Genomic DNA, 26,541 nt, shown 5'->3' with positions numbered 1-26,541 from the left:
GCGCGGTGTTAGCTTCCGGGCATGGAACCCCTGAGCGAGAACGAGATCCGCGCGTCCTTCGTCAACTGCTCCAAGGGCGAGGCCCGTCGGCTCAACCTGCCCCGGGGCCTGGCCGAACTGCCCTGGGAGAACCTGGACTTCCTCGGCTGGCGGGACCAGGGCGCCCCCGACCGCGCCTACCTGGTGGCCCGGCACGGCGGCGAACTCGTCGGCGTGACGCTGCGGGTGCCGACGGTCCGGCGCAGCCTGACCAAGACCAACGTCTGCTCGCTGTGCATCACCGCGCACGCCGGCACCGGCGTCGCGCTGCTCGCCGCCCGCCGGGCCGGCGCGGCCGGGCGCGAGGGCAACACGGTCGGGACGTACATCTGCGCCGACCTCGCCTGCTCGTTGTACGTACGCGGGTTGAAGAAGTCCGCCCTGGTCACCAGGCCCGACGAGTCGCTGCCGCTGGAGGACCAGATCGCCCGGACGGTGGGCAACCTCGACGCCTTCGTCGCCAAGGTGCTCACCGACACGTCCGTCGGGTCCGCCGTGTCCGCGTAGCGCCCCGTGTCCGCATAGGGCGCCCAAGCCCCGGGCTCACTGCCCGCGCAGCTGGTCCAGCTCGCGGCGCTCCCGCTTGGTCGGGCGCCCGGCCCCGCGGTCCCGCTGCCCGGCCGCCGCGACGAACTCGCGCGGCGGCCGCGGCGGGCTGTTGTCGACCAGGCACTCCGCGGCGACCTCGGCACCGACCCGCTTGCGGATCAGCTTCCGCACCACCACGACCCGCTCGTGGTTCTCCTCGCGGACCCGGACCTCGTCCCCGGCCTTCAGCGCCTGGGCCGGCTTGGCCCGCTCCCCGTTCACCCGGACGTGCCCGGCCCGGCAGGCGGCCGCCGCCAGCGCTCGCGTCTTCACCAGCCGGACCGACCAGATCCAGCTGTCCACCCGCACGCTTCCCTCGTGTTCAGCCATCCTCGGAGCCTACCCAAGCGGTCCGGCCCTTCCCGGGTCCGCGCGGCCGGGGGGTGCAGGCGGGGCCCGCGCGGCCGGGGGCACGCCCCGACGTCCGTGCGGCGGACGGGCGTCCGCGCCGCCGTCCGCGGGCTACGCCGCGCGCGGCGCCTCCTGGACAGCCCAGCCGTTCCCGTCCGGGTCGTTGAAGAACACGAAGTTGTTCCAGGCCTCGCCGTGCCCGTTCACCCGGGCCCCCGCCACGAAGTGCTGGACGGGGCTGACCTCCACGCCCCGCGCCCGCAGTTCGGCGTGCGCCTTCTCGATGTCCGCGACCACCAGTTGGAGGCCCTTGACGGACCCGGGCGGGGAGTCGATCACCCCCTTGCCCACCACGATCGAGCAGGGCGAGCCCGGGGGAGTCAGCTGGACCACCCGGACCCCGTCCCGCAGGCGGGTGTCGTGGTCCACCGTGAAGCCGGCCTGCTCCTCGTAGAAGAGCTTCGCGCGGTCCACGTCGGACACCGGGACCACCACGACTTCGAGCTTCCAGTCCATCGCCCTCACCCCTCTCGGTCGGGCTCTTCCAGTATCCGTCCGGCGGCCGTCATCCAAAACTGTTCCCCGGTGCCCGTCCGATAGCCTGAGAACACGATGAATCCGCAGACCACGCCCGCCGCGACCCCGCCGGCCACCCTGCTGGCCACCCCGTGGGGCGCCCTCGACCTCACCCGCTTCCCCGAGGACCCGCGCGAGCGGCTCCGGGCCTGGGACGCCGCCGACGAGTACCTGCTGCGCCACCTCGCGGGCGAGGCGGCGAGCGCGGCCGGCGCCGCGACCGAGCTGGCCGACCGCCGGATCGCCGTCCTCGGCGACCGCTGGGGCGCGCTGACCACCGCGCTCGCCGGATTCCGGCCGGTCCAGATCTCCGACTCCCACCTCGGCCGGCAGGCCACCCTGGCCAACCTGGCCCGGGCCGGCGCCGACGTCGACGAGGACCGGCTGCTCACCACCCGGGACACCCCGCCGGAGCGGATCGACGTGCTGCTGGTGCGCGTCCCCAAGAGTCTGGCGCTGCTGGAGGACCAACTGCACCGGCTCGCCCCCGCGATCCACCCCGGCACCGTGGTGATCGGCGCCGGCATGGTCACCGAGATCCACACCTCCACGCTCCAGCTCTTCGAGCGGATCCTCGGCCCGACCCGCACCTCGCTCGCCGTCCGCAAGGCCCGGCTGATCCTCTGCACCCCGGACCCGGCGCTGGACCCCGGCCCGAACCCGTGGCCGCACCGCTACGCGCTGCCGTCGGACATCGGCCCCGCCGCCGGCCGTACGGTGGTCAACCACGCCGGCACCTTCTGCGCCGAGCGCCTCGACATCGGCACCCGCTTCTTCCTCGCCCACCTGCCCACCCCCGCCCCAGGCGCCCGGGTGGTGGACCTCGGCTGCGGCAACGGCGTGGTCGGCACGGCCGCGGCCCTCGCCGGGCCGGGCGCGCAACTGCTCTTCGTGGACGAGTCGCACCAGGCGGTGGCCTCCGCCGAGGAGACCTTCCGCACCAACCTGGGCCCGGACGCCCCGGCCGAGTTCCTCACGGCCGACGCGCTCGCGACGGACGCGGTCGCCCCCGGCTCGGTGGACCTGGTGCTCAACAACCCGCCGTTCCACTCCCACCAGGCCACCACCGACGCCACCGCGTGGCGGATGTTCACCGGCGCCAAGCGGGCACTGCGGCCCGGCGGCGAGCTCTGGGTGGTCGGCAACCGCCACCTCGGCTACCACGTCAAGCTGCGCCGCCTCTTCGGCAACTGCCGGCTCGTGGCCGGCAACCCCAAGTTCGTGGTGCTGCGGGCGGTCAAGCGCTGATCCAGCGCCGTCGAGCGCCGATCCGTCGCCGTCAAACGTTGAGCCGTCCCGCCCCGCCCCGCCCCGACCGTGTCCGGGCGGGGCTCCGGCACATACTCCTTGCATGAATTTTCCGTCACGCGTATATTCATGCCAAGACTAAGGAGGAACGCCATGGCATTGCGAGTCGCCGTCGCCGGCGCGAGCGGGTACGCGGGCGGCGAGGTGCTGCGCCTGCTGCTGGGCCACCCGGAGGTGGAGATCGGGGCGCTCACCGGCGGCTCGAACGCGGGCACCAGGCTGGGCGCGCTGCAGCCGCACCTGATCCCGCTCGCCGACCGCGTCCTCGAACCCACCACCCCCGAGGTGCTGGCCGATCACGACGTGGTGTTCCTGGCGCTGCCGCACGGCCAGTCCGCCGCCGTCGCCGAGGCCCTCGGCCAGAACGTCCTGGTGGTGGACTGCGGCGCCGACTTCCGGCTCAAGGCCGCTGCCGACTGGGAGCAGTTCTACGGCTCCGCGCACGCCGGCGCCTGGCCCTACGGCCTGCCCGAACTCCCCGGCCACCGCGCCGCGTTGAAGGGCAGCAACCGGATCGCCGTGCCCGGCTGCTACCCGACGGCCGTCTCGCTCGCGCTGTTCCCCGCGTACGCGGCCGGGCTGGCCGAGCCGGAGGCCGTGGTGGTCGCCGCCTCCGGCACCTCCGGCGCGGGCAAGGCCGCCAAGCCGCACCTGCTGGGCAGCGAGGTGATGGGCAGCGTCAGCCCGTACGGCGTCGGCGGCGTGCACCGGCACACCCCCGAGATGGCCCAGAACCTCACCCCGCTCGCGGGCGAGCCGGTCACCGTCTCCTTCACCCCCACCCTCGTCCCGATGCCGCGCGGCATCCTCGCCACCTGCTCCGCCAAGGCGAAGCCCGGCGTGACCGCCGAGAGCCTGCGCGCGGCCTACACCGAGGCGTTCGCGGACGAGGCCTTCGTCCACCTGCTGCCCGAGGGGCAGTGGCCGCAGACCAGCAGCGTCTACGGCGCCAACACCGCCCTGGTCCAGGTCGCCCTGGACGCCACCGCCGGGCGGATCATCGCGATCAGCGCGATCGACAACCTGGTCAAGGGCACCGCGGGCGGCGCGGTGCAGAGCATGAACATCGCCCTCGGCCTTCCCGAGGAGCTGGGCCTTCCCGTGAACGGAGTCGCACCGTGAGCACTGCCACCAACGTGGGCGTGACGGCGGCCAAGGGCTTCCGCGCCGCCGGTGTGACGGCCGGCATCAAGGCCTCCGGCACCCCCGACCTCGCCCTGGTGGTCAACGACGGCCCGTCGCTCGCCGCGGCCGGCGTCTTCACCGCGAACCGGGTCAAGGCCGCGCCGGTGCTCTGGTCCGAGCAGGTCCTCAAGGGCGGCGTGGTGTCCGCCGTCGTCCTCAACTCTGGTGGCGCCAACGCCTGTACCGGCCCGCTCGGCTTCCAGGACACCCACGCCACCGCGGAGAAGGTCGCCGAGGAGCTGAAGCTCAACGCGGGCGAGGTCGCCGTCGCGTCCACCGGCCTGATCGGCGTCCGGCTGCCGATGGACATCCTGCTGCCGGGCGTGACCCAGGCCGTCGGCGAGCTCAGCGAGACCGGCGGCGAGGCCGCCGCGATCGCCATCAAGACCACCGACACCGTGCACAAGACCGCCCAGGTCACCAGCCCGGCCGGTTGGACGGTCGGCGGCATGGCCAAGGGCGCGGGCATGCTCGCGCCGAGCCTCGCCACCATGCTGGTCGTGCTCACCACCGACGCCGCCGTCGACAGTGCCGGCCTGGACGCCGCCCTGCGCGGCGCCACCCGCACCACCTTCGACCGGATCGACTCCGACGGCTGCATGTCCACCAACGACACCGTGCTGCTGCTCGCCTCCGGCGCCTCCGGTGTCACCCCGGACGGGGCCGAGTTCGCCGAGGCCGTCCGCACGGTCAGCGCCGACCTGGCCCGCCAGCTGATCGGCGACGCCGAGGGCGCCGGCAAGGACATCCGGATCGACGTCACCGGCGCCGCCACCGAGGACGAGGCGGTCGAGGTCGCCCGGACGATCAGCCGCAACAACCTGCTCAAGTGCGCCATCCACGGCGAGGACCCCAACTGGGGCCGGGTGCTGGCCGCGATCGGCACCACCTCCGCCGCCTTCGACCCGAACGAGCTGGACGTCGCCATCAACGGCGTCTGGGTCTGCAAGGACGGCGGCGTCGGCGAGGACCGCGACCTGGTGGACATGACGGGCCGCGAGGTCGTCATCACGGCGGACCTCAACGCCGGCCCCGCGAGCGCCTCGGTGTGGACCAACGACCTCACCGCTGACTACGTTCACGAGAACAGCGCCTACTCGACCTGATCCACGTCACTTCGTCCGCGACATCCTGACCCGCGGCAGCACCGAGCCGCGGCAGCACCGAGCCGCGACGTCCTCCCCCCGGCCTCCGGCCCGGGGGACCCCATCGACGAGGGAATCCCGTGCAGATCGCACCCAAGGGCGAACAGGCCCGCAACAACACCGCGTTGCCCAAGGCCATGACGCTGATCGAGGCGCTGCCGTGGCTGGAGCGCTTCCACGGCAAGACCGTCGTGATCAAGTTCGGCGGCAACGCCATGGTCGACGACGAGCTGAAGGCCGCCTTCGCCCAGGACGTCGTCTTCCTGCGCTACGCCGGACTCCACCCCGTCGTGGTGCACGGCGGCGGCCCGCAGATCAGCGCCCAGTTGGACAGGCTCGGCCTGAAGTCCAGCTTCACCAACGGCCTGCGGGTCACCACCCCCGAGACCATGGACGTGGTCCGGATGGTCCTGGCCGGCCAGGTGCAGCGCGAGCTGGTCGGCCTGCTGAACGAGCACGGCCCGTTCGCCGTCGGCATGACCGGCGAGGACGCGCACACCATGACGGCGGTCAAGCGCTACGCCGTGGTGGACGGCGAGCAGGTGGACATCGGCCTGGTCGGCGACATCGTCAACATCGAGGCCGGCGCGGTGAAGGCGCTGATCGCCGACGGCCGGATCCCGGTCGTCTCCTCGATCGCCCGGGGCGCCGACGGCCACGTCTACAACATCAACGCCGACACCGCCGCCGCCGCCCTGGCGGTCGCGCTCGGCGCCGAGATGCTCGTCATCCTCACCGACGTCGAGGGCCTCTACAAGGACTGGCCGAACTCCGACGACGTGATCAGCCAGCTCAACGCGAGCGAGCTGGACGGACTGCTGCCCGGCCTGGCCAGCGGCATGCTCCCCAAGATGGAGGGCTGCCTGCGCGCCGTCCGCTCCGGCGTCGGCACCGCCCGCGTCCTGGACGGCCGGGTGCCGCACAGCCTGCTGCTGGAGATCTTCACCGACGAGGGCATCGGCACGATGGTCGTGCCGGACGACGAACCGACCGTGACCGGGGGACTGGCATGACGCACAACGAGCAGCTCGCCGAGCGGTGGCAGCACAGCTTCACCGACAACTACGGCACCCCGCGGATCCCGCTGGTGCGCGGCGAGGGCAGCAAGCTCTGGGACGCCGACGGCAAGGAGTACACCGACCTGCTCGGCGGCATCGCCGTCAACGCCCTCGGCACCGCCCACCCGGCCGTCGTCGAGGCGGTCGGCAGGCAGATCGCCACCCTGGGCCACGTCTCCAACCTCTTCATGGCCGAGCCCACCATCGCCCTCGCCGAGCGCCTGCTGGAGCTGGACGGCCGGGCGGGCGGCCGGGTGTTCTTCTGCAACTCCGGGGCCGAGGCCAACGAGGCCGCGTTCAAGATCAGCCGGCGCACCGGCCGCACCCACCTGGTCGCCCTCCAGGGCGCCTTCCACGGCCGGACCATGGGCGCCCTCGCGCTCACCGGCCAGCCCGCCAAGCAGGACCCGTTCCGCCCGCTGCCCGGCGACGTCACCCACGTCCCGTTCGGTGACGTCGAGGCGCTGCGCGCGGCCGTCACCACCGAGACCGCCGCGGTCTTCCTGGAGCCGATCCAGGGCGAGAACGGCGCCGTCCCGCTCCCGGACGGCTACCTGAAGGCGGCGCGCGAGATCACCCGGGCCACCGGCACCCTGCTGGTCCTGGACGAGATCCAGACCGGTGTGGGCCGCACCGGCCACTGGTACGCCCACCAGGCCTTCGAGGGCGTCGAGCCGGACGTCGTCACCCTGGCCAAGGCGCTCGGCGGCGGGCTGCCGATGGGCGCCGTCCTCGCCTTCGGCCCGGCCGCCGAGCTGCTCACCCCGGGCCAGCACGGCACCACCTTCGGCGGCAACCCGGTGGCCGCCGCGGCCGGGCTCGCGGTGCTGGACACCATCGAGTCCGAGGGCCTGCTGGAGCACGTCCGCAAGCTCGGCGAACGGCTGCGGCACGGCGTCGAGGCGATCGGCGACCCGCTGGTCTCGCACGTGCGCGGCGCCGGCCTGCTGCTCGGCATCGTGCTCACCGCTCCGGTCTCGGCGCAGGTCCAGGCCGTCGCGCAGCAGGCCGGCTTCCTCGTCAACGCGGCCGTCCCGGACGCCGTACGGCTGGCTCCGCCGCTCGTCCTGACCGAGCAGGAGGCGGACGCCTTCCTCGCAGCCCTGCCGGGCATCCTCCGGACGGTGCGCGAGAACGCCCCGGCCGATGCGAGTTGACCGTCGTCCGGGAGAATAATCACATGACCGCTTCCCATTCCGGCCCGTCCGCCGCCGGCCCGACGCCGCAGGTCCCGCAGACCCGCACCGCGCGCCACCGGCGGATCGTGGACCTGCTCACCCGCCAGCCCGTGCGTTCGCAGAGCCAGCTCGCCAAGCTGCTCGCCGACGACGGACTCGTGGTCACCCAGGCCACCCTCTCCCGGGACCTGGACGAGCTGGGCGCGGTCAAGATCCGCAACCGGGACGGCGCGCTGATCTACGCCGTCCCGGCCGAGGGCGGCGACCGCACGCCGCGCGCACCGATGGGGGAGTCGGCCAGCGAGGGCCGGATGGCCCGGCTGGCCGGCGAGCTGATGGTCTCCGCGACGGCCTCCGGCAACCTGGTCGTGCTGCGCACCCCGCCGGGCGCCGCCCAGTTCCTCGCCTCGGCGATCGACCAGGCCGAGGTGTTCGAGATCATCGGCACCATCGCCGGCGACGACACGGTGCTGCTGATCAGCCGCGACCCGGCCGGCGGCCAGGCGCTCGCCGACCACCTCATGCAACTCGCCCAGGCGAAGGCGCAGTAGCGCCCGGAAACCCCACGACCCCGGCCGACGGATCCATGCGGCCGGGGTTTTGTGTTCCATACGCCATCGTGCATACTTATGCCGTCCGCTGTACATGCATGAAGGAGCCACGCGATGACCGCCCAGCAGTCCTCCGACGTCCGCCTCTGGGGCGCGCGCTTCGCCGACGGCCCGTCCGAGGCGCTGGCCAGGCTGTCCGCCTCGGTCCACTTCGACTGGCGGCTCGCGCCGTACGACATCGCCGGCTCCAAGGCCCACGCCCGGGTCCTGCACAAGGCCGGGCTGCTGTCCGACGACGAGCTGTCCGCCATGCTGGCCGGCCTCGACCGGCTGCTCGCCGACGTCGAGGCGGGCACCTTCACGGGCACCGTCGCCGACGAGGACGTCCACACCGCCCTGGAGCGCGGCCTGCTGGAGCGCCTCGGCGCCGAGCTCGGCGGCAAGCTGCGGGCCGGGCGCTCGCGCAACGACCAGATCGCCACCCTGTTCCGGATGTACCTGCGGGACCACGCCAAGACCATCGGCGGCCTGCTGCTCGACCTCCAGGAGGCCCTGGTCGGCCTCGCCGAGGCGCACCCGGACACCGCCATGCCGGGCCGCACCCACCTCCAGCACGCCCAGCCGGTGCTCTTCGCCCACCACGTCCTCGCGCACGTGCAGGCCCTCGGCCGGGACGCCGAGCGGCTGCGCCAGTGGGACGCCCGCACCGCCGTCTCGCCGTACGGCTCCGGGGCGCTGGCCGGCTCCTCGCTCGGCCTCGACCCGCAGGCCGTCGCCGCCGACCTCGGCTTCGAGGGCGGCTCGGTCGGCAACTCGATCGACGGCACGGCCTCGCGCGACTTCGTCGCCGAGTTCGCCTTCGTGACCGCGATGATCGGGATCAACCTCTCCCGGATCGCGGAGGAGGTGATCATCTGGAACACCAAGGAGTTCGGCTTCATCACGCTGCACGACGCCTTCTCCACCGGCTCCTCGATCATGCCGCAGAAGAAGAACCCGGACATCGCCGAGCTCGCCCGCGGCAAGTCCGGCCGCCTGATCGGCAACCTGACCGGCCTGCTGGCCACCCTCAAGGCGCTGCCGCTCGCCTACAACCGGGACCTCCAGGAGGACAAGGAGCCGGTCTTCGACTCCTGCGACACGCTGGAGGTGCTGCTGCCCGCGTTCACCGGGATGATGGCCACCCTCACCGTGCACCGGGAGCGGCTGGAGGAGCTCGCCCCGGCCGGTTTCTCGCTCGCCACCGACATCGCCGAGTGGCTGGTCAAGCAGGGCGTGCCGTTCCGGGTCGCGCACGAGGTGGCCGGCGCCTGCGTCAAGGTCTGCGAGGCCGAGGGCATCGAGCTGTCCGACCTGACGGACGAGCAGTTCGCCGCGATCTCCGAGCACCTGACGCCGCAGGTGCGCTCGGTGCTCAGCGTGCACGGCGCCATCGCCTCCCGCGACGGGCGCGGCGGCACCGCCCCCTCCGCGGTCGCGGTCCAGCTCGCCGAGGTGAAGGCGGACCTGGCGCGGCAGCAGGAGTGGGCCCGGGGCTGACCGGCCGCCGTCGGGAGGAGGGGCGCGGCGGTCCGACCGGCGCGCCCCTCCGGCGTCCGCGCCACGGCCCGGGCGTAACCGGCCCCGCCCCGGTGCGTCATGCACGGTGTGTGCACCACCCTTCCCCCCGTCCCCTCCGCCGAGGACGTCTACCTCGCCGAACGCCGCCGCCGCGTGGTCCGCGAGACCGTGGCCGCCCTGCCCGGCCGCTGTCCGCAACTGATCGCCGCCCTCGCCGAGGATCCGCCGCCCACCTACCGCGAGCTCTCCGAGCGCCTCGGCATGCCCCGCGGCTCCATCGGTCCCACGCGCTCCCGCTGCCTCGCCTGCCTGCGCACGTTGCTCCGAGCGGAGCGTTATCCGTGAGGCGCCCCGGGGCCCTCCGGGCATCCGCGCCGGCCCCCGGAGCCGGGCGTGACCCTCGCCACGTCCGGCCGCGCGAAGGTTGAGGGGAGCTGACACCCGGGTAGAGCGCTGGCGAACGCAGCTCTTGACGGTGCCGCGATCACTCGGATACTGAGCGTGAGCGCGCCACCCTCTGCGCGCAGGGCACGACGACTGGGGAGGCCCCTCCACATGGGCATGAGCGTGATCATCTCGGCCGCGGCGGCCGAGGACGCGGAGCAGATCCTCAAGCTCCAGTACCTCGGGTACCAGCCCGAGGCCGAGCTGTACGGCGACTGGGCGATCGAGCCCCTGACACAGAGCCTGGAGAGCCTGCGCGCCGAACTGACCGAGCAGCACTTCCTGGTCGCCCGGCTGGGCGGCGAGGTGGTCGGCACCGTCCGCGGCCGGATCGACGCCGACGGCGTCGGCCGGATAGGGCGTCTGGTCGTCCACCCGCGGATGCAGCGCCACGGCCTGGGCGGCCGCCTGCTGGACGCGCTGGAGCGCCGGCTCGCCGAGGACGGCCCGGTGTCCGCCTACCGCCTGTTCACCGGCCACCGCAGCCTCGGCAACCTGCGCCTGTACGCCCGCCAGGGCTACCGTCAGACCCGGGTCGAACAGGTCAACAGCCGGCTGAGCTTCGTCCACCTGGAGAAGGCCGTCGGCACCCCGCTCGCCGCGACGGCCTGACCCCGCCGCACCGCGCCCCCCGCTCGGCGCCGCCACCATCCGGACGGTCCGGTGGCGGCGCCGAGTCATGTCTTGCCTGGTCACAGCGGTCGCTGTCCGCATTGCGGACAGCGACCGCCAAATAATTGGGCGTACCCCGAACCATCTGTTTTACTGGCTCACATGACTGCGACGACGAACTGCACCCCCACCGGCACGCTGCCGGCAGGTGAGCGTGCCATGTGCCGTCGAATGTGTCACTGCTGAGGGCCACCGCCCCCGGCACCCCCGTACGGGTGCCTCCCCTCGCGCCCCGAAGCGAGACTCGGCGCCGCTCCCGCCCGTGTGAGCGCGCCCATCCTCCCGGACCCCTTCCCTTGCCGTGCCCGCCCACTCGCGGGTGCCGGTGACTCGTGAGGGCCGCGCCGTCGCGCGTCCCGGCCGCCCGGCGGCCACGACCGAGGGCGTCAGGTCCGGATCCCCCCGGCGGAGCGCCGCAGGAAACCGCCGACCGGAACCCGGTCGGGCGGTCGACCCGTGCCGCCCGCCCCCGACCCACGGAAGCAGCTGTGATCACCACCACGGACCTCACGAAGGTCTACCGCTCCCGAGGCCGCGAGGTGACCGCCCTCGCCGGTGTCGACCTGCACGTCCGCCCGGGCGAGGTCTACGGCGTCGTCGGCACCAGCGGTGCCGGCAAGTCCACCCTCATCCGCTGCGTGAACATGCTGGAGCGCCCGACCTCCGGCACCGTCACCGTGGACGGGGTCGAGCTCACCGCGCTGCCCGGCGGCGAGAACCGGGCCGGACGGGAACTGCGCGAGGCGCGCCGCCGGATCGGCATGGTCTTCCAGCACTTCAACCTGCTGTCCTCGCGGACGGTGCAGCAGAACGTCGAACTCCCGCTGGAGATCATCGGTCTGGACCGCACCCAGCGCCGCCGCAAGGCCGCCGAACTGCTCGACCTGGTCGGCCTCGGCGACAAGGCCCACAGCTACCCCAACCAGCTGTCCGGCGGCCAGAAGCAGCGCGTCGGCATCGCCCGCGCCCTGGCCGGCGACCCCAAGGTGCTGCTCTCCGACGAGGCCACCTCGGCGCTCGACCCGGAGACCACCCGCTCGATCCTCAACCTGCTGCGCGAGCTCAACCAGCAGCTCGGCCTCACCGTCCTGCTGATCACCCACGAGATGGACGTCATCAAGTCCGTCTGCGACTCCGCCGCCCTGATGCGCGGCGGCAAGGTGGTCGAGTCCGGCGCGCTGACCGACCTGCTCGCCGAGCCCCGCTCCGAGCTGGCCCGCGAGCTGTTCCCGCTCAGCGAGTTCGGCACCGGCCACCCCGGCTCCACCGTGCTGGAGATCACCTTCCAGGGCGACACCTCGGCCCAGCCGTTCGTCTCCCAGCTGGCCCGCACCTACCAGATCGACATCAACATCCTCGGCGCCGCGGTGGAGACCATCGGCGGCCGGATGGTCGGGCGGATGCGGGTCGAGCTGACCGGCGGGCACCAGGACAACGTGGTGCCGATCGGCTACCTGCGCGAGCAGGGCCTGCAGGTGGACGTGATCGGCGCGGCGGAAGGAGCGGTGGCATGACCTGGGACGAGATGTGGGCCCTGATGAGGCCCGCCACGGTGGAGACCTTCCAGATGGTCGGCGTGTCCACGGTCTTCACCGTGCTGCTCGGCCTGCCGCTCGGCGTCCTGCTGGTGCTCACGTCCAAGGGCGGGGCGCTCCAGAACCAGCCGGTGAACAAGGTGCTCGGCGCGATCGTGAACCTCGCGCGCTCACTGCCGTTCATCATCCTGATGATCGCGCTGATCTCCTTCACCCGCTGGCTGACCGGCAACTCGCTCGGCTGGCAGGCCGCCACCGTGCCGCTGACCGTCGGCGCGATCCCCTTCTTCGCCCGGCTCGTCGAGACCAACGTCCGCGAGGTCGACCGCGGCCTGGTCGAGGCCGTGCAGGCGATGGGCGGCGGCACCTGGACGCTCGTCCGCAAGACCTTCGTCCCCGAGGCCCTTCCCGGCATCGTGGCCTCCGTCACCACCACCGTCATCGCGCTGATCGGCTACTCCGCGATGGCCGGCACCGTCGGCGGCGGCGGCCTCGGCGACCTCGCCTACCGGTACGGCTACCTGCGCTTCGAGACCGCCTTCATGTGGATCATCGTCGCCGAGATCGCGCTCATCGTCACCGTCGTCCAGCTGGCCGGCGACTACCTCGTGCGCCGCCTGGCCAACCGCGGCCACGGCGGAGGCCGGACCCGCCTGCTGCGCCTCCCCGGCGCCGCCACCGCCGACGAGGACCTCGTCGCCTCCTAGGCCCCCGTCGCCTCCTAGGCCTCGTCACCTCCAGGCCTCGTCGCCTCCCAGACCTCCCACGTCCGATCCCCGGGCGCGGCTCCCCGTATCACGCAGAAAGGCACTTTTCGTGCGCAACGTTGTGAAGTTCACCAGTGTCCTCGCCACCGCCGGCCTCGCCCTCTCGGTGGCCGCCTGCAGCAGCTCGGGCTCGTCCTCCTCGGACCCGAACGCGCCGCTCAAGGTCGTCGCCAGCCCCACCCCGCACGGGCAGATCCTCAAGTTCGTCAAGGACAACCTCGCGGAGAAGGCCGGCCTCAAGCTGGACATCAAGGAGGTCACCGACTACGTGACCCCCAACACGGCGGTGCAGGACGGTTCGGCCGACGCCAACTACTTCCAGCACGTCCCGTACCTGGAGGACTTCAACAAGAAGCGCGGCACGGACGTCGTCTCGGTCGGGACCGTGCACCTGGAGCCGCTCGGCGTCTACTCCAAGAAGGTCAAGTCGATCACCGACCTCCCGGACGGTGCCACCATCGGCCTGCCCAACGACGCCACCAACGAGGGCCGCGCGCTCAAGCTGCTCGCCGACAACAAGCTGATCACCCTCAAGGACGGCGCCGGCACCGCCGCCACCCCGGCCGACGTGACCGGCAACCCGAAGAACCTCAAGTGGAAGGAGCTGGAGGCCGCCCAGCTGCCCCGCTCCATCGCCGACGTCGACGCCGCCGTCATCAACGGCAACTACGCGCTGGACTCCGGCCTCAAGCCCGCCACCGACGCGCTGGTGCTGGAGAAGGCCGAGGGCAACCCGTACGCCAACATCCTCGCCGTCAAGAAGGGCAAGGAGAACGACCCGCGGGTCAAGAAGCTGGCCGAGCTGCTGCACTCCGACGAGGTCAAGAAGTACATCGAGGACACCTTCCAGGGCTCGGTCGTCCCGGCGTTCTGATCCGTCGTACCGCCGCCGTACGCCCCCCACGCCCGACCGGGCCCCCGCCGCACCTCGGCGGGGGCCCGGTCGGGCAGTATGCACCAGGGACACCTTCGGGCGACCGCGTTCTGACGTACCGTCGTGCGCGCGGCGCACCGCGTGGTACCCGGAGTGCGACGGAGGCGTACGGTGTTGTGTTCACGACCCGGCGAGGAGAGACGGCATGGCAGCGAGCTTCCCCGAGACCGCCATCAGCACCGAACGGTTGCTGTTGCGTCCCCTTGCGGAGGACGACGCCCCCGGCCTCTCCACGATGATGGCCGATGACCTCGTCCTGGCCTGGACCGACCTCCCGCAGCCCTTCACCGAGGCGTACGCCGCCGAGCTCGCCCGCACCCTCGCCCCCGCCCACCGGGCCGCCGGGCGCGGCATCGTCTTCGCCGTCACCGAACACCTGACCCAGCGCCTGGTCGGCCTGGTCGAACTGCGCAACACCGACTGGCGGCTGCGCAGCACCGAGATCTCCTACGTCACCGCCTCCTGGGCGCGCGGCGAGGGCTACGCCCCGGAGGCCGTCCTCGGGGTCGCCCAGTGGCTGTTCGAGGACCGCGGCTTCCTGCGCCTGGAGATGCGCACCGCCGCGGGGAACACCGCCGCCCAGCAGGTCGCCGGGAAGATCGGTGCGATCAGCGAGGGCGTGCTGCGCAGCGCCTGGATAGTGCGCGACGAGCCCGGCGAGGTCGTGGTGGGGGTGCCGTCCGGCCGCCGGGCCGGGGGAGAGAGCCGCAGCGACCTCATCCTGTGGAGCCTGCTCCCGGAAGACCTGGAGTCGCCCGAGCTGCACCGGGACGGCTGGCACGGCGACCGCCGCTACGTGCTGCGCGACTGAACCCGCGGCACCGGGGCCGCCGGACCTGCCCGGTCGGACCGCGCGCTGCCGGACCGCGCCGGGTCGGACCGGGCGCGATGGGCCCCGCCCGGCCGGACAGCCGCCGGTCACCCGCTCGCCACGGACATGTGTACGAGATGTCCGCCTCCGGGGGATCACACCCGGTAGCCTCTGACCGGCGCCGCACCACCGCGCACCGCGGCGCACCGAGTGGCGCACCGAGTCGAGGGAGAACGGCCGCAGATGGCTGACCGGATCACGGTCATCGGGTGGGACGGCACGCCGCTGACCGAGGCCGCCGGTGCGGCCCTCGCCGCGGCGACCCTGGTGGCCGGAGCCCCCTACCAACTGAGCGCCCTCCCGGTGCCGGACGCCGCCGAGCGGATCGCCCTCGGCGACATCCGGCAGGCCGCCCGCCGGATCGCCGAGCACCGCGGCGCCGCCGTCGTGGTCGCCGAGGGCGACCCGGGTTTCTTCGGCGTGGTGCGCACCCTGCGCCGCCCCGAGTACGGCCTCGAACTGGAGGTCCTGCCCGCCGTCTCCTCCGTCGCCACCGCCTTCGCCCGGGCCGGCATGCCCTGGGAGGACGCCCAGGTGGTCAGCGCGCACGGCGGCCGGCTGCGCCGCGCGGCCAACATCTGCCGGGCCCACCCCAAGGTCGCGGTGTTGACCGCCCCGGGCGCCGGGCCCGCCGAACTCGCCCTGATGCTGCGCGGGGTGCACCGGACCTTCGTGGTCTGCGAGGCCCTCGGGACCCCGGACGAGGACGTCACCGTCCTCACCTCCGACCGGATCGCCGACCACGTGTGGCGCGACCCCAACGTGGTGCTGGTGATCGGCGGCAGCGCCCAGGCCGCCGCGGTGGACCAGGCGGCCGGCTGGCTGGCAGGGCGCCCGGTCGGCTACCCCGGCGCGGAGCGCGGCTGGGCGCTCCCCGGTGATGCCTACGCGGGCGCCGGGCGCACGGGTGGTGGGACCGGCGCGTCGGAGGAGCTTCCCGCGCACGTACGCGCCCTGGTGCTGGCCCGTCTGGGTGCACGTCCCGGGGACCTGGTCTGGTCGGTCGGCGCGGGCAGCGGCGCCCTCGCGGTGGAGGCGGCCCGGTTCGGCGCCGCCGTGGTCGCGGTCGAGGGCTCCCGTTCGGCCTGCGCCCGGCTGGCCGTCAACGCCCGCCGGTACGGCGTCGAGGTGGAGGCCGTGTACGGCAGCGGTCCCGAGGTGTTCGGCGGCCTGCCGGAGCCGGACGCGGCGGTGGTGGAGTCCGGCGGACCGGAGGTGGTGCGCGCGGTGCTGGCCCGCAAGCCGGCGCGCTTCGTCGCCCTGGCCCGGACCTTCGCCGAGGCGGAGGAGATCCGCCGGGCGATCGACGGGGCCGGCTACCGGGCGGACGGCGCGCTGCTCCAGTCGACCCCGCTGCGGTCCGCGGGCGAGGGCGGCGGGCTGGAACTGGGGGCGGGCGGCACCGGCGCACTGGTGCTCTGGGGTGAGCAGATCGTGTGAAGGCCTCGGGCGTGCGCCGGGGCGCGGCGGTCGCGCGGGCGGTGGTCCGCGCACGGCGCGGACGGTGATCCAGGTCGCATCCGGACACTGATTCGAGAGGTGACCGCGCCGGGCCGGTAGTGTGACGTCCTGAGCGGCTGCAGCGGTCGGCGACCCACCCGATTCGGTCGGTTTGTCACCTTTTTGACGTGGTGCAGGCCGGTTCCGCTCGGAGTGTGGGCAATTCGACGAGCTTCGTGCCGGACCTGGAGAATGCCGTAGGGTCCGGTGCGGTCGTGCCGGTTGCTCCGGGTTGTCGTTGTTTCAGACGATGCGTCGCCCCGTGCGGGCGGTGCACCGGGCCGGGGTGCCGCAGCGCGCCGGAAGGACTTGGGCCGCAGCGCTACGGCGCGGCGGCCGCGTGTGGTTGAGGGGCGGGTCGGTGCAGGCCCGGCCCGTGCGGATGGGCGCTGCGATCGGTGATCGTGTCGCCAAGGGCGCGGCAGCGGCCTGGAAGGAGCTTTGACAATGACCGATGGCGGCCACGTCCCGGGCGAGGGACTGCCGGAGCACCTGCACGCCGGGCCTGACCCGCTCGGCGGACCGGAGGGCGTCGCGGGCGTTGCACCTCTGCAGGGCGTCGCGACGGACGGCGGAATGATCCCGAACCCGGCGGCCCCGGTCGGCGGCATGCCCGGCGCGATGCCGGGCATGGGCACCATCCCGCCGCAGGGACAGCCCGGCTACGCCGTCCCCGGCGTGCCGGCGTCCGGTCTCCCCGGCGAGGGGTGGGGAGTCGACCAGGGCGCCCCGCGCCCGGCCTTCCACTTCCTCGACCAGCCCGACTCGCCGGACGGCCTGGACGACGATGACGACGTGCTGCTGATGCCCGGCCCGCAGGGCTCCTGGGGCGAGCCGATGGCGGCCGTACCCGCCGAGCAGATGCCGCTCGCGCCGCAGCAGGACGGCACCCCGGTCGAGCCGTCCTGGCCGCCGGTGGACCCGCCGGTGCCCGGCGCCGAGCAGGTCCAGCAGCAGCCCGTCCAGCTGCAGCAACAGATGCAGCAGCCGATGACGCAGGCTCAGCCGCCGCGCCGCCCGCTGCACGCCGGGCCGCCGATCCCGGACCCGTCGCTGATGACCGGTCAGGTCCCGGTCCGTTCGCTGGCCGACCGCGGCCCGTCGCAGGGCGGCACGCCCGCGCACGGCATCCCGGTCGTCGGCCGGCCGCCGATGGCCGAGGCCGCCTTCCAGGCTCCGGCCGCCGTGCCGCACGCCGCTCCGGCGGCGCCGGTGCCGCCGGTCGTTCCGCTGGTCCCGGGTGCTCCGGTGGCGGACGGTCAGCAGCTGCCGCTCGCCCCGGACGTCCAGCAGCCGCTCCAGGTGCCGCTGGACTCGCAGCCGGTCGAGGGCGTGTTCGCCGTCGAGACGGTCGGGGCGATCGAGGTGATCGAGGTCGTCGAGACGCCGGAGGCCGTTCAGGCCGCCCCGGTCGTCGAGGGTGCCCAGGTCGCGCAGGCCGTGGCGGCGCCCGAGGCCGTCGTGGCGGCCGCGTCCGTCGCGCCGCAGGCCGTCGTGGTCGAGCCGGTCGCCGAGCAGGCCCAGGCCGAGGCCGCCGTCGCTGCGGTCGCGGTCGAGTCGGTCGCGGTCGAGTCGGTCGCGGTCGAGTCGGTGATGGTGGAGCCGGTCGCCGCCGAGTCCGCCGCCGTCCAGTCCGTCGCCGTCGAGGGTGCCGTCGAGCAGGCCGGGGCCGAGGCCGCGGCTCCGGCCGGTCAGCCGCGCCGGATCTCCGCCTTCCTCGCCGCACCCACCCCGCACGGCCTGCCCAAGGTCGAGGCGGCCCAGGGTCCGGCGGTCGAGGAGGCGGCCCCGCAGCAGTCCGTGCCCATAGTGGCCGCCGACGCGCCGCAGGCCGTCGAAGGCGGCGAGACCGTCCAGGCCGCTCCCGTCGCCGAGCCCGCCCAGGGCGCGGAGGCCGCCGAGGCCGTCGCGCCGCAGGCCGCCGAGGCCGCTGCGGTCGCGCCGGAGGCCGTCGCCGAGCCGGTCGCCGAGACCGCCGCGGGCACCGGTGAGATGCCGTCCGGGCAGGCCGTCAGCGAGACCGGCGCCGAGACCGTCACCGAGGTCGGCGCCGTGGTCGTCACCGAGGCCGTCGACGAAACTGCCGCCGAGGCCGAGCAGCCGCAGCAGCAGGAGGCCGCGCCGGCCCAGGCCCCGGCCGAGACGCAGGCCGGGACTCCGGCGGAGGCCCCTGCCGAGCCGGTCGCCGAGCAGGCCCAGGTGCCGGCCGAGGCTCCCGCCGAGGGTGTCACCGAGCAGGTCCAGGCCGAGGCCGCGGGTGACACCGCAGCCGCGACCACCGCCGAGCCCGCCACCGCGGAGTCCGCCACCGCCGACTCCGCCACCGCCGACTCCGCCGCCGCGGGCGAGGCGGCGCAGCCCGCCGAAGCCGCCGCGCAGGAGCCGGAGCAGCAGCCCGCCGCCGAGGCCGCCGAGGCTTCTGCTCCCGCCGCCGAGCCCGCCCAGAGCGCGGAGGCCGTCGAGGCCGCTGCGGTCGCGCCGGAGGCCGTCGCCGAGCAGGCCCAGGCCGCCGCCGAGCCGGTCGCCGAGCAGGCCCCGGCCGAGGCGCCCGCCGACGCAGCCGTCGAGACCGTCGAGCAGGCCCCCGAGGCCGCCGTCACCGAGGAGCCGCAGGCCGAGCAGCCGGTCGCCGTCGACCAGCCCGTCGACCAGCCCGCCGCGGAGGAGCAGCCCGCCGCCGAGCAGCCCGCCGCCGAGGAGCCGCAGCCCGAGGAGCCCGCCGAGCCGCGCGGCCCGGCCGCCCCGGGCTACGACGAGGCCGGTCGCGACGCCGTCCACCAGGTGATCCGCGAGCGCCGCGACATCCGCAACGGCTTCCGCTCGGACCCGATCCCGCACGAGGTGCTGATCCGCGTCCTGGAGGCCGCGCACACCGCGCCCAGCGTCGGCTACTCGCAGCCCTGGGACTTCGTGGTGATCCGCTCGCGCAAGACCCGCAAGAAGATGCACGCCCTGGCCGAGCGCCAGCGCGAGGCGTACGCGGACTCGCTGCCCAAGGGCCGGGCCAAGCAGTTCAAGGAAATCAAGATCGAGGCCATCCTCGAAACCCCGGTCAACATCGTGGTGACCGCCGACCGCACCCGCGGCGGCCGGCACACCCTCGGCCGGCACAGCCAGCCCCAGATGGCCCCGTACTCGGCCGCCCTGGCCGTCGAGAACCTCTGGCTGGCCGCCCGCGCCGAGGGCCTGGGCGTCGGCTGGGTGAGCTTCTTCGACGACGAGGAGCTGGTCCGCGAGCTCGGCCTGCCCGAGCACCTGGAGGTCGTGGCCTACCTGTGCGTCGGCTTCGTCGACTCCTTCCCGGACGAGCCCGAGCTGGAGCAGCAGGGCTGGGCCAAGAAGCGCCCGCTGTCCTGGGTCGTCCACGAGGAGCAGTACGGCAACCGCGCGCTGCCCGGCGAGGAGCCGCAGAGCCTGCTCGCCGAGACCCTGCGCGGCATCCGCCCGCTGGACGCCAAGGCGCTCGGCGAGGCCTGGGACCGCCAGAAGCGGATGACCAAGCCGGCCGGTTCGCTCGGCATGCTGGAGATCATCTCCGCCCAGCTGTGCGGCCTGTCCCGCAAGTGCCCGCCGCCGATCCCGGAGCCCGCCTGCGTGGCGATCTTCGCCGGTGACCACGGCGTGCACGCCCAGGGCGTCAGCCCCTGGCCGCAGGAGGTGACCGCCCAGATGGTCGGCAACTTCCTGGCCGGGGGAGCGGTGATCAACTCCTTCGCGAAGCAGATCGGCACCGAGGTCTGCGTGGTCGACGTCGGCGTGGCCGCCGAGCTGCCGGAGGCCGTCCAGCAGGGCCGCGCCACCGGCCTGCTGCCGCGCAAGGTCCGCCCCGGCACCGCCGACATGACCCAGGGCCCGGCGATGACCCGCGAGGAGGTTCTCCAGGCCGTCGAGGTCGGCATCGAGACCGCCCGTGACCTGGTCGCGGCGGGCAACAAGGCGCTGGTCACCGGCGACATGGGCATCGCCAACACCACCGCCTCGGCCGCCCTGATCTCGGTGTTCACCGGCCTCGACCCGGCCGAGGTCACCGGCCGCGGCACCGGCATCGACGACGAGACCCACGCCCGCAAGATCGAGGTCATCCGCGCCGCGCTGGCCCTCCACCAGCCCGACCCGAGCGACCCGATCGGTGTCCTCGCCGCCGTCGGAGGCCTGGAGCACGCGGCCATCGCCGGCTTCCTGCTGGGCGCGGCCTCGCTGCGCACCCCGGTGGTGCTGGACGGTGTCATCGCCGGTTCGGCCGCCCTGGCCGCCAAGGCGATCGCCCCCGAGGTGCTGGCCGCCTGCATCGCCGGGCACCGCTCCGCCGAGCCCGGCCACCAGGCCGCGCTGGCGAAGCTCGGTCTGCGTCCGCTGATCGACCTGGACCTGCGGCTCGGCGAGGGCACCGGTGCCCTGCTGGCCCTGCCGCTGGTGCAGAGCGCGGCCCGGGCGATGCACGATGTAGCCACCTTCGACTCCGCCGGGGTCACCGAGAAGGCCTGACGCACACTCGCACCGCTCCGCGGACCGGCCCGAGGGCGCGCCGGCCCGCGGAGCGGCGTCTCGCCGTACCGTCCCCACACCCTCACCCCGATCAGGAGCCCCGCCGATGACCGCGCCCACCCCGCACCCGAGCACCGAGGGCCGAACCCCCTACCCGGTCGGCCTGCTGCTGGCCGGCCGCCGCGTCGTCGTGGTCGGTGGCGGCCAGGTCGCCCAGCGGCGGCTGCCGGCACTGATCGCCACGGGGGCCGAGCTGCACCTGATATCGCCGGCCACCACCCCGGCCGTCCAGGCGATGGCCGACGCCGGCGAGCTCACCTGGCACGCCCGCCCGTACCGGGACGGCGACCTGGCCGACGCCTGGTACGTCCTGGTCGCCACCGACGACCCGGCCGTCAACGCGGCGGTCAGCGCCGAGGCCGAGCGCGGCCGGGTGTTCTGCTCCCGCAGCGACGACGCCTCCGCCGCCACCGCCTGGACCCCGGCCAGCGGCCGCGACGCGGGCGCCACCGTGGCCGTCCTCACCGGCGACCCGCGCCACTCCGCCGCCCTGCGCGACGCCATCGTGGACGGCCTGCGGGACGGCTCGCTGGCCGCCCGCCAGTACCGCTCGCACGGCGCCGGCGTCGCCCTGGTCGGCGGCGGCCCCGGAGACCCGGACCTGATCACCGTGCGCGGCCGCCGCCTGCTCGCGGACGCCGACGTGGTGGTCACCGACCGCCTCGCCCCGCGCGAACTGCTCGCCGAGCTGCCCGAGCACGTCGAGGTGATCGACGCCTCCAAGATCCCGTACGGCCGCTTCATGGCCCAGGAGGCGATCAACCGGACCCTCATCGAGCACGCCAAGGCCGGAAAGTTCGTCGTCCGCCTCAAGGGCGGCGACCCGTACGTCTTCGGACGCGGCGGCGAGGAGCTGCTGGCCTGCGCCGAGGCGGGCCTGCCGGTCACCGTCGTGCCCGGGATCTCCAGCTCGATCAGCGTCCCCGCCGCAGCGGGCGTCCCGGTCACCCACCGCGGCATGACCCACGAGTTCACCGTGATCTCCGGCCACGTCGGCCCGGACGACGAGCGCTCCCTCACCAACTGGGAGGCCGCCGCGAAGATGAGCGGCACCCTGGTGCTGCTGATGGCCGTGGACAAGATCGGCGCGATCGCCGCCCGGCTGGTCGAGTACGGCCGCCCGGCGGACACCCCGGTCGCGATCGTCCAGGAGGGCACGACCGCCGCCCAGCGCCGGGTCGACGCCACCCTGGGCACCGTCGCCGCCGTGGTCGAGGCCGAGGGCGTCAAGCCCCCGGCGGTCATCGTCGTCGGTGACGTCGTCAACGTCCTGGCCGCCGCCTTCCCGCGGTAGGCCCGTCCCCGGAGTGCCCGGCCCGCGGAGTGGGAAGTCGGCCCGGCCGACTTCCTACTCCAGCGGCTGCTCCGTCCAGATGACCTTCCCGGTCGCCGTGTAGCGCGTCCCCCAGCGGTCCGCGAACTGGGCGACCAGGAACAGCCCGCGCCCGCCCTCGTCCTCGGTCGCCGCGTACCGCAGGTGCGGCGAGGTGCTGCTGCCGTCCGACACCTCGCAGATCAGCGCACGGTCCCGGAGCAGCCGCACCCGGATCGGCCCCGAGCCGTAGCGGATCGCGTTGGTCACCAGCTCGCTCAGGATCAGCTCGGTGACGAACGCGGCCTCGTCCAGCCCCCAGGCCTCCAGCCGCCGGGCCACCTCCCCCCGCACGGCACCCACCGCGGCCGGGTCGGACGGCACGTCCCACTCCGCCACGTGGTCCGAGGCCAGCACCCTGGTCTGCGCCACCAACAGCGCGATGTCGTCCTGCGGGTGCGACGGCAGCATCGCCCCGAGCACGTCCGCGCAGGTCTGCTCGGGGGTGCGCGGCGGGCCGGTCAGCGCCGTCCGCAGCAGGTCCAGCCCCTCGTCGATGTCCCGGCTGCGGTCCTCGACCAGCCCGTCCGTGTACAGCACCAGCCGGCTGCCCTCCGCCAGCTCCAGCTCGGCGGTCTCGAACGGCAGCACCGCCAGCCCGAGCGGCGGCCCGGTCGGCAGCTCGGGGAACACCACCCGGCCCTGCGGATCCACCACGGCAGGCGGCGGGTGCCCGGCGGTGGCCAGCGTGCACCGCCGCGACACCGGGTCGTAGATCGCGTACAGACAGGTCGCCCCGGTCAGCCCCGCGTGCTCCCCGCTCGCCGCCTCGTCCTGGTCGATCCGGTTCACCAGCTCGTCCAGGTGCCCCAGCAGCTCGTCCGGCGGCAGGTCCAGGGTCGAGAAGTTGTGGATCGCGGTGCGCAGCCGGCCCATCGTCGCCGCCGCGTGCAGCCCGTGCCCCACCACGTCCCCGACCACCAGGGCCACCCGGGCGCCCGGCAGCGGGATCACGTCGAACCAGTCCCCGCCGACCCCGGCCTGGGCCGGCAGGTAGCGGTGCGCCACCTCCAGCGCGTTCTGGGCCGGCAGGGTGCGCGGCAGCAGGCTGTGCTGCAGCGTCACCGCCATCGCGTGCTCCCGGGTGTAGCGCCGGGCGTTGTCGATGCACACCGCCGCGTGCGACACCAGCTCCTCGGCCAGTGCCAGGTCGTCCGTCTCGAACGCCTCCGCCCGCTGCGCCCGCCAGAACCGGACCACCCCCAGCAGCACCCCGCGCGCCCGCAGCGGCACCCGGACCAGCGAGTGCACCCCGTACTCCAGCACCTGCGCCGACCGCTCCGGGTCCTGGTCCCGCCACCGCCGGGCCTCCGCCAGGTTCGGCTCCAGGCCCGGCTCCCCGCTGTGCAGCGCCCCGGCCAGCGGGGTCGCGGGCACGACGTCCAGCACCGTGCCGACCGGGTAGAACGGCGCGTCGTCCCGGACGCCCTGCACCGCCGCCCGCCGCATCCGCCCCAGCGAGGTGCCGGCCGGCGGCTCCTCGCCCACCAGGACCTGCTCGGCGAGGTCCACCGTGACGAAGTCCGCGAACCGCGGCACCGCGACCTGCGCCAGCTCCTCCGCCGTCCGCGTCACGTCCAGCGTGCTGCCCACCGTCACGCCGGCGTCGTACAGCAGCCGCAGCCGCCGCTGCGCGCGCTCGGCCCGGCCGGACAGCGCCAGCAGCTCGGTCGAGTCGCGCAGCGTGGCGACGCAGCCGGGCGGGCCGTCGGGGGCCTGGTCGGTCAGCCGGACGTTCACCGCCAGCAGCCGCTCCCCGGCCAGTACCACCTGGTCGGTCACCTGGCGGTTGGCCGTCAACAGCGCCAGCGGGGCCTGCTCCAGACCCAGCTCCGTCACCGGACGGCCCTCGGCGTCCGGTGGCAGGTCCAGCAGCCGGCGCGCCTCGTCGTTGCAGAGCAGCAGCCGCCCGTCCCCGCCGACGATCATGACGCCCTCGCGCACCGCGTGCAGCACGGCTGCGTGGTGCTCGTACATCCGGGTCATCTCGATCGGGCCCAGCCCGCGCGTCTGCCGCCGCAGCCGACGGCTGATCAGCGCCGTCCCGAGCGTGGCCAGGCCGATCGCGCCGGCCGCCGCGCCCAGCACCACCGGCAGCTGACGCTCGCTCGCCGTGCTGACGTTCGCCAGCGTGACGCCCGCCGAGACCAGCCCGACCACCTGGCCGTCCGGCGCGTACACCGGGACCACCGCCTGCACCAGCGGGCCGAGCGTGCCCGTGACGTGTTCGGTCACCACCTGGCCTTGCAGCGCGGGCTCGTAGTCGCCGACGAACTTCTGGCCGATCCGGGCCGGGTTCGGGTGGGTGTAGCGGATGCCCTGGTTGTTCAGGACGACGATGAAGTCCACGCCCGAGCCGACCCGCGCGGACTGCGCCTTCGGCTGGAGGATCGCGGTCGGATCGGGGGAGCGGAGCGCCTCGACCATGCCCGGTGAGTTCGCGAAGGTCTGGGCGACCGCCACCGACCGGTTCCGCGCCTCGTTGTCGGCGTCCCTGTGCGACTGCACCACCAGCGCCACCACGGCGGCCGCCACCAGGAGCAGCACGACCAGGATCTGCAGTGCGAACACCTGTCCCGCCAGCGACCGGTGCCACACCGGCCATCCCCGCATCGCGCGCGGCAGCTGTGGCCGACCGTGTGGGCGCCCACCGGAGGAGCCGGCGGAGCCAGTGGCGCCAGAGGCCGACGGAGCCCGGGATCGGCCCGGATAACGGGCCATACGGTCATATTTGCACTCCGACCAGCCGGGGACCACCCCGTCCGATCGGCCGTTTGGCCTTCCCCGCCCCGGCTTGGCAAGATCGCAGGGTGTCCGAACCCAGCACCATCACCGACCCGGCCGACCCCCGACTCGCCGACTACACCGGCCTCACCGACGTCGAACTGCGCCGTCGCCGCGAACCCGCCGAAGGCCTGTTCATCGCCGAGGGGGAGAAGGTCATCCGCCGGGCCCTCGCCGCCGGCTACCGGATGCGGTCGATGCTGCTCACGGCGAAGTGGCTGGACGTGATGGCCGACGTCATCGCCGAGGCGGACGCCCCCGTCCACGTCGTCGAGCCCGCGCTCGCCGAGGCCGTCACCGGCTACCACGTCCACCGCGGCGCCCTCGCCTCGATGGAGCGCAAGCCCCTTCCGGACGCCGCCGACGTGCTCGCCGGAGCCCGCCGGGTCGCGGTCCTGGAAGGCCTGGTCGACCACACCAACCTCGGCGCCATCTTCCGCAGCGCCGCGGCCCTCGGCATGGACGCGGTCCTGCTCTCGCCCGACTGCGCCGACCCGCTGTACCGGCGCGCCGTCAAGGTCTCGATGGGCGCCGTCTTCGCGGTCCCGTACGCCCGCCTCGACCCCTGGCCGGCCGCTCTCGACACGGTGCGCGACGCCGGCTTCACCCTCCTCGCCCTCACCCCCGCGGACGACGCCGTCGACCTCGCGGGCCTCACCCCGCACCGCCTCCCCAAGGCCGCCCTCATGCTCGGCGCCGAGGGCGACGGCCTCACCCCCCACGCCATCGCCGCCGCCGACCACCCGGTCCGCATCCCCATGGCCCACGGCATCGACTCCCTCAACGTGGGCGCCGCCGCAGCCGTGGCCTTCTACGCCGTCACCACCCCCACCGCCTGACCCCCGCCGCCGCGGGCCCCAAACCACCGGAAGTCGGCCCGCCCGACTTCCGGTGCGCCCGCACGGGGCCAGGTCACCGGCCGACGCTGCTCGTCGGGCGGCCGGTGCGTCACCTGCTGCGCCCGCTCGGCTCGGCGGCGTCACGAGAAGTCGGCCCGCCCGACTTCCCACGCCTCCGCCTGCCCCCCGTCGCCCGCGCAGCCTGCTGGGAGGCCGCTCGCCGGATGCCTCGCGTGCCTGCCGCGTCATGGGAAGTCGGCCGGCTCGACTTTCCACGCTCTCGCCCGCGGCCCGTTGTCTGCGGCTCCCAGAGGTTGCCCGCCGGGTGCGGTGTGTGGCGCCTGGGGTAGCTCGCCGTCACCGACCCGGTTGCCTGCGCAGCTCCTGCCGCGTCACCGGAAGTCGGCGGATCCGACTTCCGGTGCTCCGCCCGGGCCCGGTCAGCCCGTTGTGGCGGCCGTGGGCGGGGCGGGGGCGGCGGCGGGGGGTGGGACGGGGGCGCCGGGGGCGCCGGGCCAGGACTCGTCGAGGGTGCCGTCGGCGCGGACGGTGTAGCGGGTGGAGGTGACCGCTCCGGTGGCGGCGACGCGCTCCTCGCGGACGACCGTGCTGCCGTCCAGCCGCCAGGTGGCCGCCGCCTGCGGGTCCGCTGCCGAGGTGCGGGAGGTGGTGGCGACCGGGTTGTCCCCGGCGAAGGTGTAGAGCTGGACGAGGTCGACGGGCGCCGAGCCCTCCGCCC

Annotated in this window: 21 protein-coding genes; 18 read left to right on the top strand and 3 right to left on the bottom strand. The window is 74.3% G+C overall.

The genetic code is table 11. The features are described 5' to 3' along the window. Nucleotides 1–21: 21 nt before the first annotated feature. Nucleotides 22–546: an FBP domain-containing protein gene (locus tag ACIRST_RS06645; RefSeq protein ID WP_350523771.1), complete on the top strand. Its 525-nt coding sequence runs from the start codon at nucleotides 22–24 to the stop codon at nucleotides 544–546. 36 nt (nucleotides 547–582) lie between these two features. Here ACIRST_RS06645 and ACIRST_RS06640 read toward each other — a convergent pair whose 3' ends face one another. Continuing rightward, nucleotides 583–957, bottom strand: a complete 375-nt coding sequence (locus ACIRST_RS06640; protein WP_350523770.1) for a S4 domain-containing protein — start codon at nucleotides 955–957, stop codon at nucleotides 583–585. A 132-nt stretch (nucleotides 958–1,089) separates the two neighbouring features. Next, nucleotides 1,090–1,494: a VOC family protein gene (locus ACIRST_RS06635; RefSeq protein ID WP_350523769.1), complete on the bottom strand. Its 405-nt coding sequence runs from the start codon at nucleotides 1,492–1,494 to the stop codon at nucleotides 1,090–1,092. Nucleotides 1,495–1,590: 96 nt separating this feature from the next. On the opposite strand from ACIRST_RS06635, the gene ACIRST_RS06630 reads away from it, so the two are divergent. The 16 genes from ACIRST_RS06630 (at nucleotide 1,591) to cobA (ending at nucleotide 22,101) form a co-directional block, all read left to right on the top strand. Then, complete coding sequence (locus tag ACIRST_RS06630; RefSeq protein ID WP_402800529.1) at nucleotides 1,591–2,802, top strand: methyltransferase; 1,212 nt, start codon at nucleotides 1,591–1,593, stop codon at nucleotides 2,800–2,802. A 153-nt stretch (nucleotides 2,803–2,955) separates the two neighbouring features. Then, nucleotides 2,956–3,984: an N-acetyl-gamma-glutamyl-phosphate reductase gene (gene argC / locus ACIRST_RS06625; RefSeq protein ID WP_402800527.1), complete on the top strand. Its 1,029-nt coding sequence runs from the start codon at nucleotides 2,956–2,958 to the stop codon at nucleotides 3,982–3,984. A 14-nt stretch (nucleotides 3,985–3,998) separates the two neighbouring features. Further along, on the top strand, nucleotides 3,999–5,153 hold the full coding sequence (gene argJ, locus ACIRST_RS06620) for a bifunctional glutamate N-acetyltransferase/amino-acid acetyltransferase ArgJ (RefSeq protein WP_350523876.1): 1,155 nt from the start codon (nucleotides 3,999–4,001) through the stop codon (nucleotides 5,151–5,153). Nucleotides 5,154–5,329: 176 nt separating this feature from the next. Next, nucleotides 5,330–6,205, top strand: a complete 876-nt coding sequence (gene argB / locus ACIRST_RS06615) for an acetylglutamate kinase (RefSeq protein WP_402800636.1) — start codon at nucleotides 5,330–5,332, stop codon at nucleotides 6,203–6,205. Then, nucleotides 6,202–7,407: an acetylornithine transaminase gene (locus ACIRST_RS06610; RefSeq protein ID WP_350523767.1), complete on the top strand. Its 1,206-nt coding sequence runs from the start codon at nucleotides 6,202–6,204 to the stop codon at nucleotides 7,405–7,407. Before argB ends, ACIRST_RS06610 begins: the two co-directional genes overlap by 4 nt. Before the next feature lie 23 nt (nucleotides 7,408–7,430). Continuing rightward, nucleotides 7,431–7,979: an arginine repressor gene (locus ACIRST_RS06605; RefSeq protein ID WP_049652068.1), complete on the top strand. Its 549-nt coding sequence runs from the start codon at nucleotides 7,431–7,433 to the stop codon at nucleotides 7,977–7,979. A gap of 114 nt (nucleotides 7,980–8,093) precedes the next feature. Then, entirely contained in the window at nucleotides 8,094–9,518 is a 1,425-nt protein-coding gene (gene argH, locus ACIRST_RS06600; RefSeq protein ID WP_350523766.1) for an argininosuccinate lyase, read from the top strand. A 108-nt stretch (nucleotides 9,519–9,626) separates the two neighbouring features. Beyond that, nucleotides 9,627–9,884 carry a winged helix-turn-helix domain-containing protein gene (locus ACIRST_RS06595; protein WP_350523765.1) on the top strand — a complete coding sequence of 86 codons (258 nt, stop codon included), beginning with the start codon at nucleotides 9,627–9,629 and terminating at the stop codon, nucleotides 9,882–9,884. 210 nt (nucleotides 9,885–10,094) lie between these two features. After that, a complete protein-coding gene (locus ACIRST_RS06590) occupies nucleotides 10,095–10,595 on the top strand; it encodes a GNAT family N-acetyltransferase (protein ID WP_350523764.1) in 501 nt (166 codons plus the stop codon). Nucleotides 10,596–11,143: 548 nt separating this feature from the next. After that, nucleotides 11,144–12,169 carry a methionine ABC transporter ATP-binding protein gene (locus tag ACIRST_RS06585; protein WP_402800522.1) on the top strand — a complete coding sequence of 342 codons (1,026 nt, stop codon included), beginning with the start codon at nucleotides 11,144–11,146 and terminating at the stop codon, nucleotides 12,167–12,169. Then, nucleotides 12,166–12,897, top strand: a complete 732-nt coding sequence (locus ACIRST_RS06580) for a methionine ABC transporter permease (RefSeq protein ID WP_402800521.1) — start codon at nucleotides 12,166–12,168, stop codon at nucleotides 12,895–12,897. The genes ACIRST_RS06585 and ACIRST_RS06580 overlap by 4 nt, the downstream gene beginning before the upstream one ends. Before the next feature lie 109 nt (nucleotides 12,898–13,006). Then, complete coding sequence (locus tag ACIRST_RS06575; protein ID WP_350521297.1) at nucleotides 13,007–13,831, top strand: MetQ/NlpA family ABC transporter substrate-binding protein; 825 nt, start codon at nucleotides 13,007–13,009, stop codon at nucleotides 13,829–13,831. 205 nt (nucleotides 13,832–14,036) lie between these two features. Beyond that, nucleotides 14,037–14,702, top strand: a complete 666-nt coding sequence (locus tag ACIRST_RS06570) for a GNAT family N-acetyltransferase (protein ID WP_350521296.1) — start codon at nucleotides 14,037–14,039, stop codon at nucleotides 14,700–14,702. A 243-nt stretch (nucleotides 14,703–14,945) separates the two neighbouring features. After that, nucleotides 14,946–16,202: a precorrin-6y C5,15-methyltransferase (decarboxylating) subunit CbiE gene (gene cbiE, locus ACIRST_RS06565; RefSeq protein ID WP_402800518.1), complete on the top strand. Its 1,257-nt coding sequence runs from the start codon at nucleotides 14,946–14,948 to the stop codon at nucleotides 16,200–16,202. A gap of 507 nt (nucleotides 16,203–16,709) precedes the next feature. After that, complete coding sequence (cobT, locus tag ACIRST_RS06560) at nucleotides 16,710–20,747, top strand: nicotinate-nucleotide--dimethylbenzimidazole phosphoribosyltransferase (RefSeq protein WP_402800515.1); 4,038 nt, start codon at nucleotides 16,710–16,712, stop codon at nucleotides 20,745–20,747. Nucleotides 20,748–20,853: 106 nt separating this feature from the next. Further along, complete coding sequence (gene cobA, locus ACIRST_RS06555; protein WP_402800513.1) at nucleotides 20,854–22,101, top strand: uroporphyrinogen-III C-methyltransferase; 1,248 nt, start codon at nucleotides 20,854–20,856, stop codon at nucleotides 22,099–22,101. 54 nt (nucleotides 22,102–22,155) lie between these two features. On the opposite strand, the gene ACIRST_RS06550 is transcribed toward cobA, so the two are convergent. Then, on the bottom strand, nucleotides 22,156–24,900 hold the full coding sequence (locus ACIRST_RS06550) for a SpoIIE family protein phosphatase (protein ID WP_402800511.1): 2,745 nt from the start codon (nucleotides 24,898–24,900) through the stop codon (nucleotides 22,156–22,158). Nucleotides 24,901–24,989: 89 nt separating this feature from the next. Between ACIRST_RS06550 and ACIRST_RS06545 the strand changes: the two genes are divergently transcribed. After that, nucleotides 24,990–25,802, top strand: coding sequence for a TrmH family RNA methyltransferase (locus tag ACIRST_RS06545; protein WP_402800509.1), 813 nt, complete (start codon nucleotides 24,990–24,992; stop codon nucleotides 25,800–25,802). The last annotated feature ends 739 nt before the right edge of the window (nucleotides 25,803–26,541 follow it).

Origin of the sequence: Kitasatospora sp. NPDC101447 (assembly GCF_044767225.1) — a bacterium.
Classification (GTDB): domain Bacteria; phylum Actinomycetota; class Actinomycetes; order Streptomycetales; family Streptomycetaceae; genus Kitasatospora.
Note: the sequence above shows the minus strand (reverse complement) of the source record. Positions and strands in the feature narration are given on the sequence as shown.

Coding starts and splice junctions, on each gene's coding strand:
- ACIRST_RS06645 (WP_350523771.1), top strand. CDS start 22: ATGGAACCCCTGAGCGAGAACGAGATCCGCGCGTCCTTCGTCAACTGC.
- ACIRST_RS06640 (WP_350523770.1), bottom strand. CDS start 957: ATGGCTGAACACGAGGGAAGCGTGCGGGTGGACAGCTGGATCTGGTCG.
- ACIRST_RS06635 (WP_350523769.1), bottom strand. CDS start 1,494: ATGGACTGGAAGCTCGAAGTCGTGGTGGTCCCGGTGTCCGACGTGGAC.
- ACIRST_RS06630 (WP_402800529.1), top strand. CDS start 1,591: ATGAATCCGCAGACCACGCCCGCCGCGACCCCGCCGGCCACCCTGCTG.
- argC (WP_402800527.1), top strand. CDS start 2,956: ATGGCATTGCGAGTCGCCGTCGCCGGCGCGAGCGGGTACGCGGGCGGC.
- argB (WP_402800636.1), top strand. CDS start 5,330: ATGACGCTGATCGAGGCGCTGCCGTGGCTGGAGCGCTTCCACGGCAAG.
- ACIRST_RS06610 (WP_350523767.1), top strand. CDS start 6,202: ATGACGCACAACGAGCAGCTCGCCGAGCGGTGGCAGCACAGCTTCACC.
- ACIRST_RS06605 (WP_049652068.1), top strand. CDS start 7,431: ATGACCGCTTCCCATTCCGGCCCGTCCGCCGCCGGCCCGACGCCGCAG.
- argH (WP_350523766.1), top strand. CDS start 8,094: ATGACCGCCCAGCAGTCCTCCGACGTCCGCCTCTGGGGCGCGCGCTTC.
- ACIRST_RS06590 (WP_350523764.1), top strand. CDS start 10,095: ATGGGCATGAGCGTGATCATCTCGGCCGCGGCGGCCGAGGACGCGGAG.
- ACIRST_RS06580 (WP_402800521.1), top strand. CDS start 12,166: ATGACCTGGGACGAGATGTGGGCCCTGATGAGGCCCGCCACGGTGGAG.
- ACIRST_RS06570 (WP_350521296.1), top strand. CDS start 14,037: ATGGCAGCGAGCTTCCCCGAGACCGCCATCAGCACCGAACGGTTGCTG.
- cbiE (WP_402800518.1), top strand. CDS start 14,946: ATGGCTGACCGGATCACGGTCATCGGGTGGGACGGCACGCCGCTGACC.
- cobT (WP_402800515.1), top strand. CDS start 16,710: ATGACCGATGGCGGCCACGTCCCGGGCGAGGGACTGCCGGAGCACCTG.
- cobA (WP_402800513.1), top strand. CDS start 20,854: ATGACCGCGCCCACCCCGCACCCGAGCACCGAGGGCCGAACCCCCTAC.
- ACIRST_RS06550 (WP_402800511.1), bottom strand. CDS start 24,900: ATGGCCCGTTATCCGGGCCGATCCCGGGCTCCGTCGGCCTCTGGCGCC.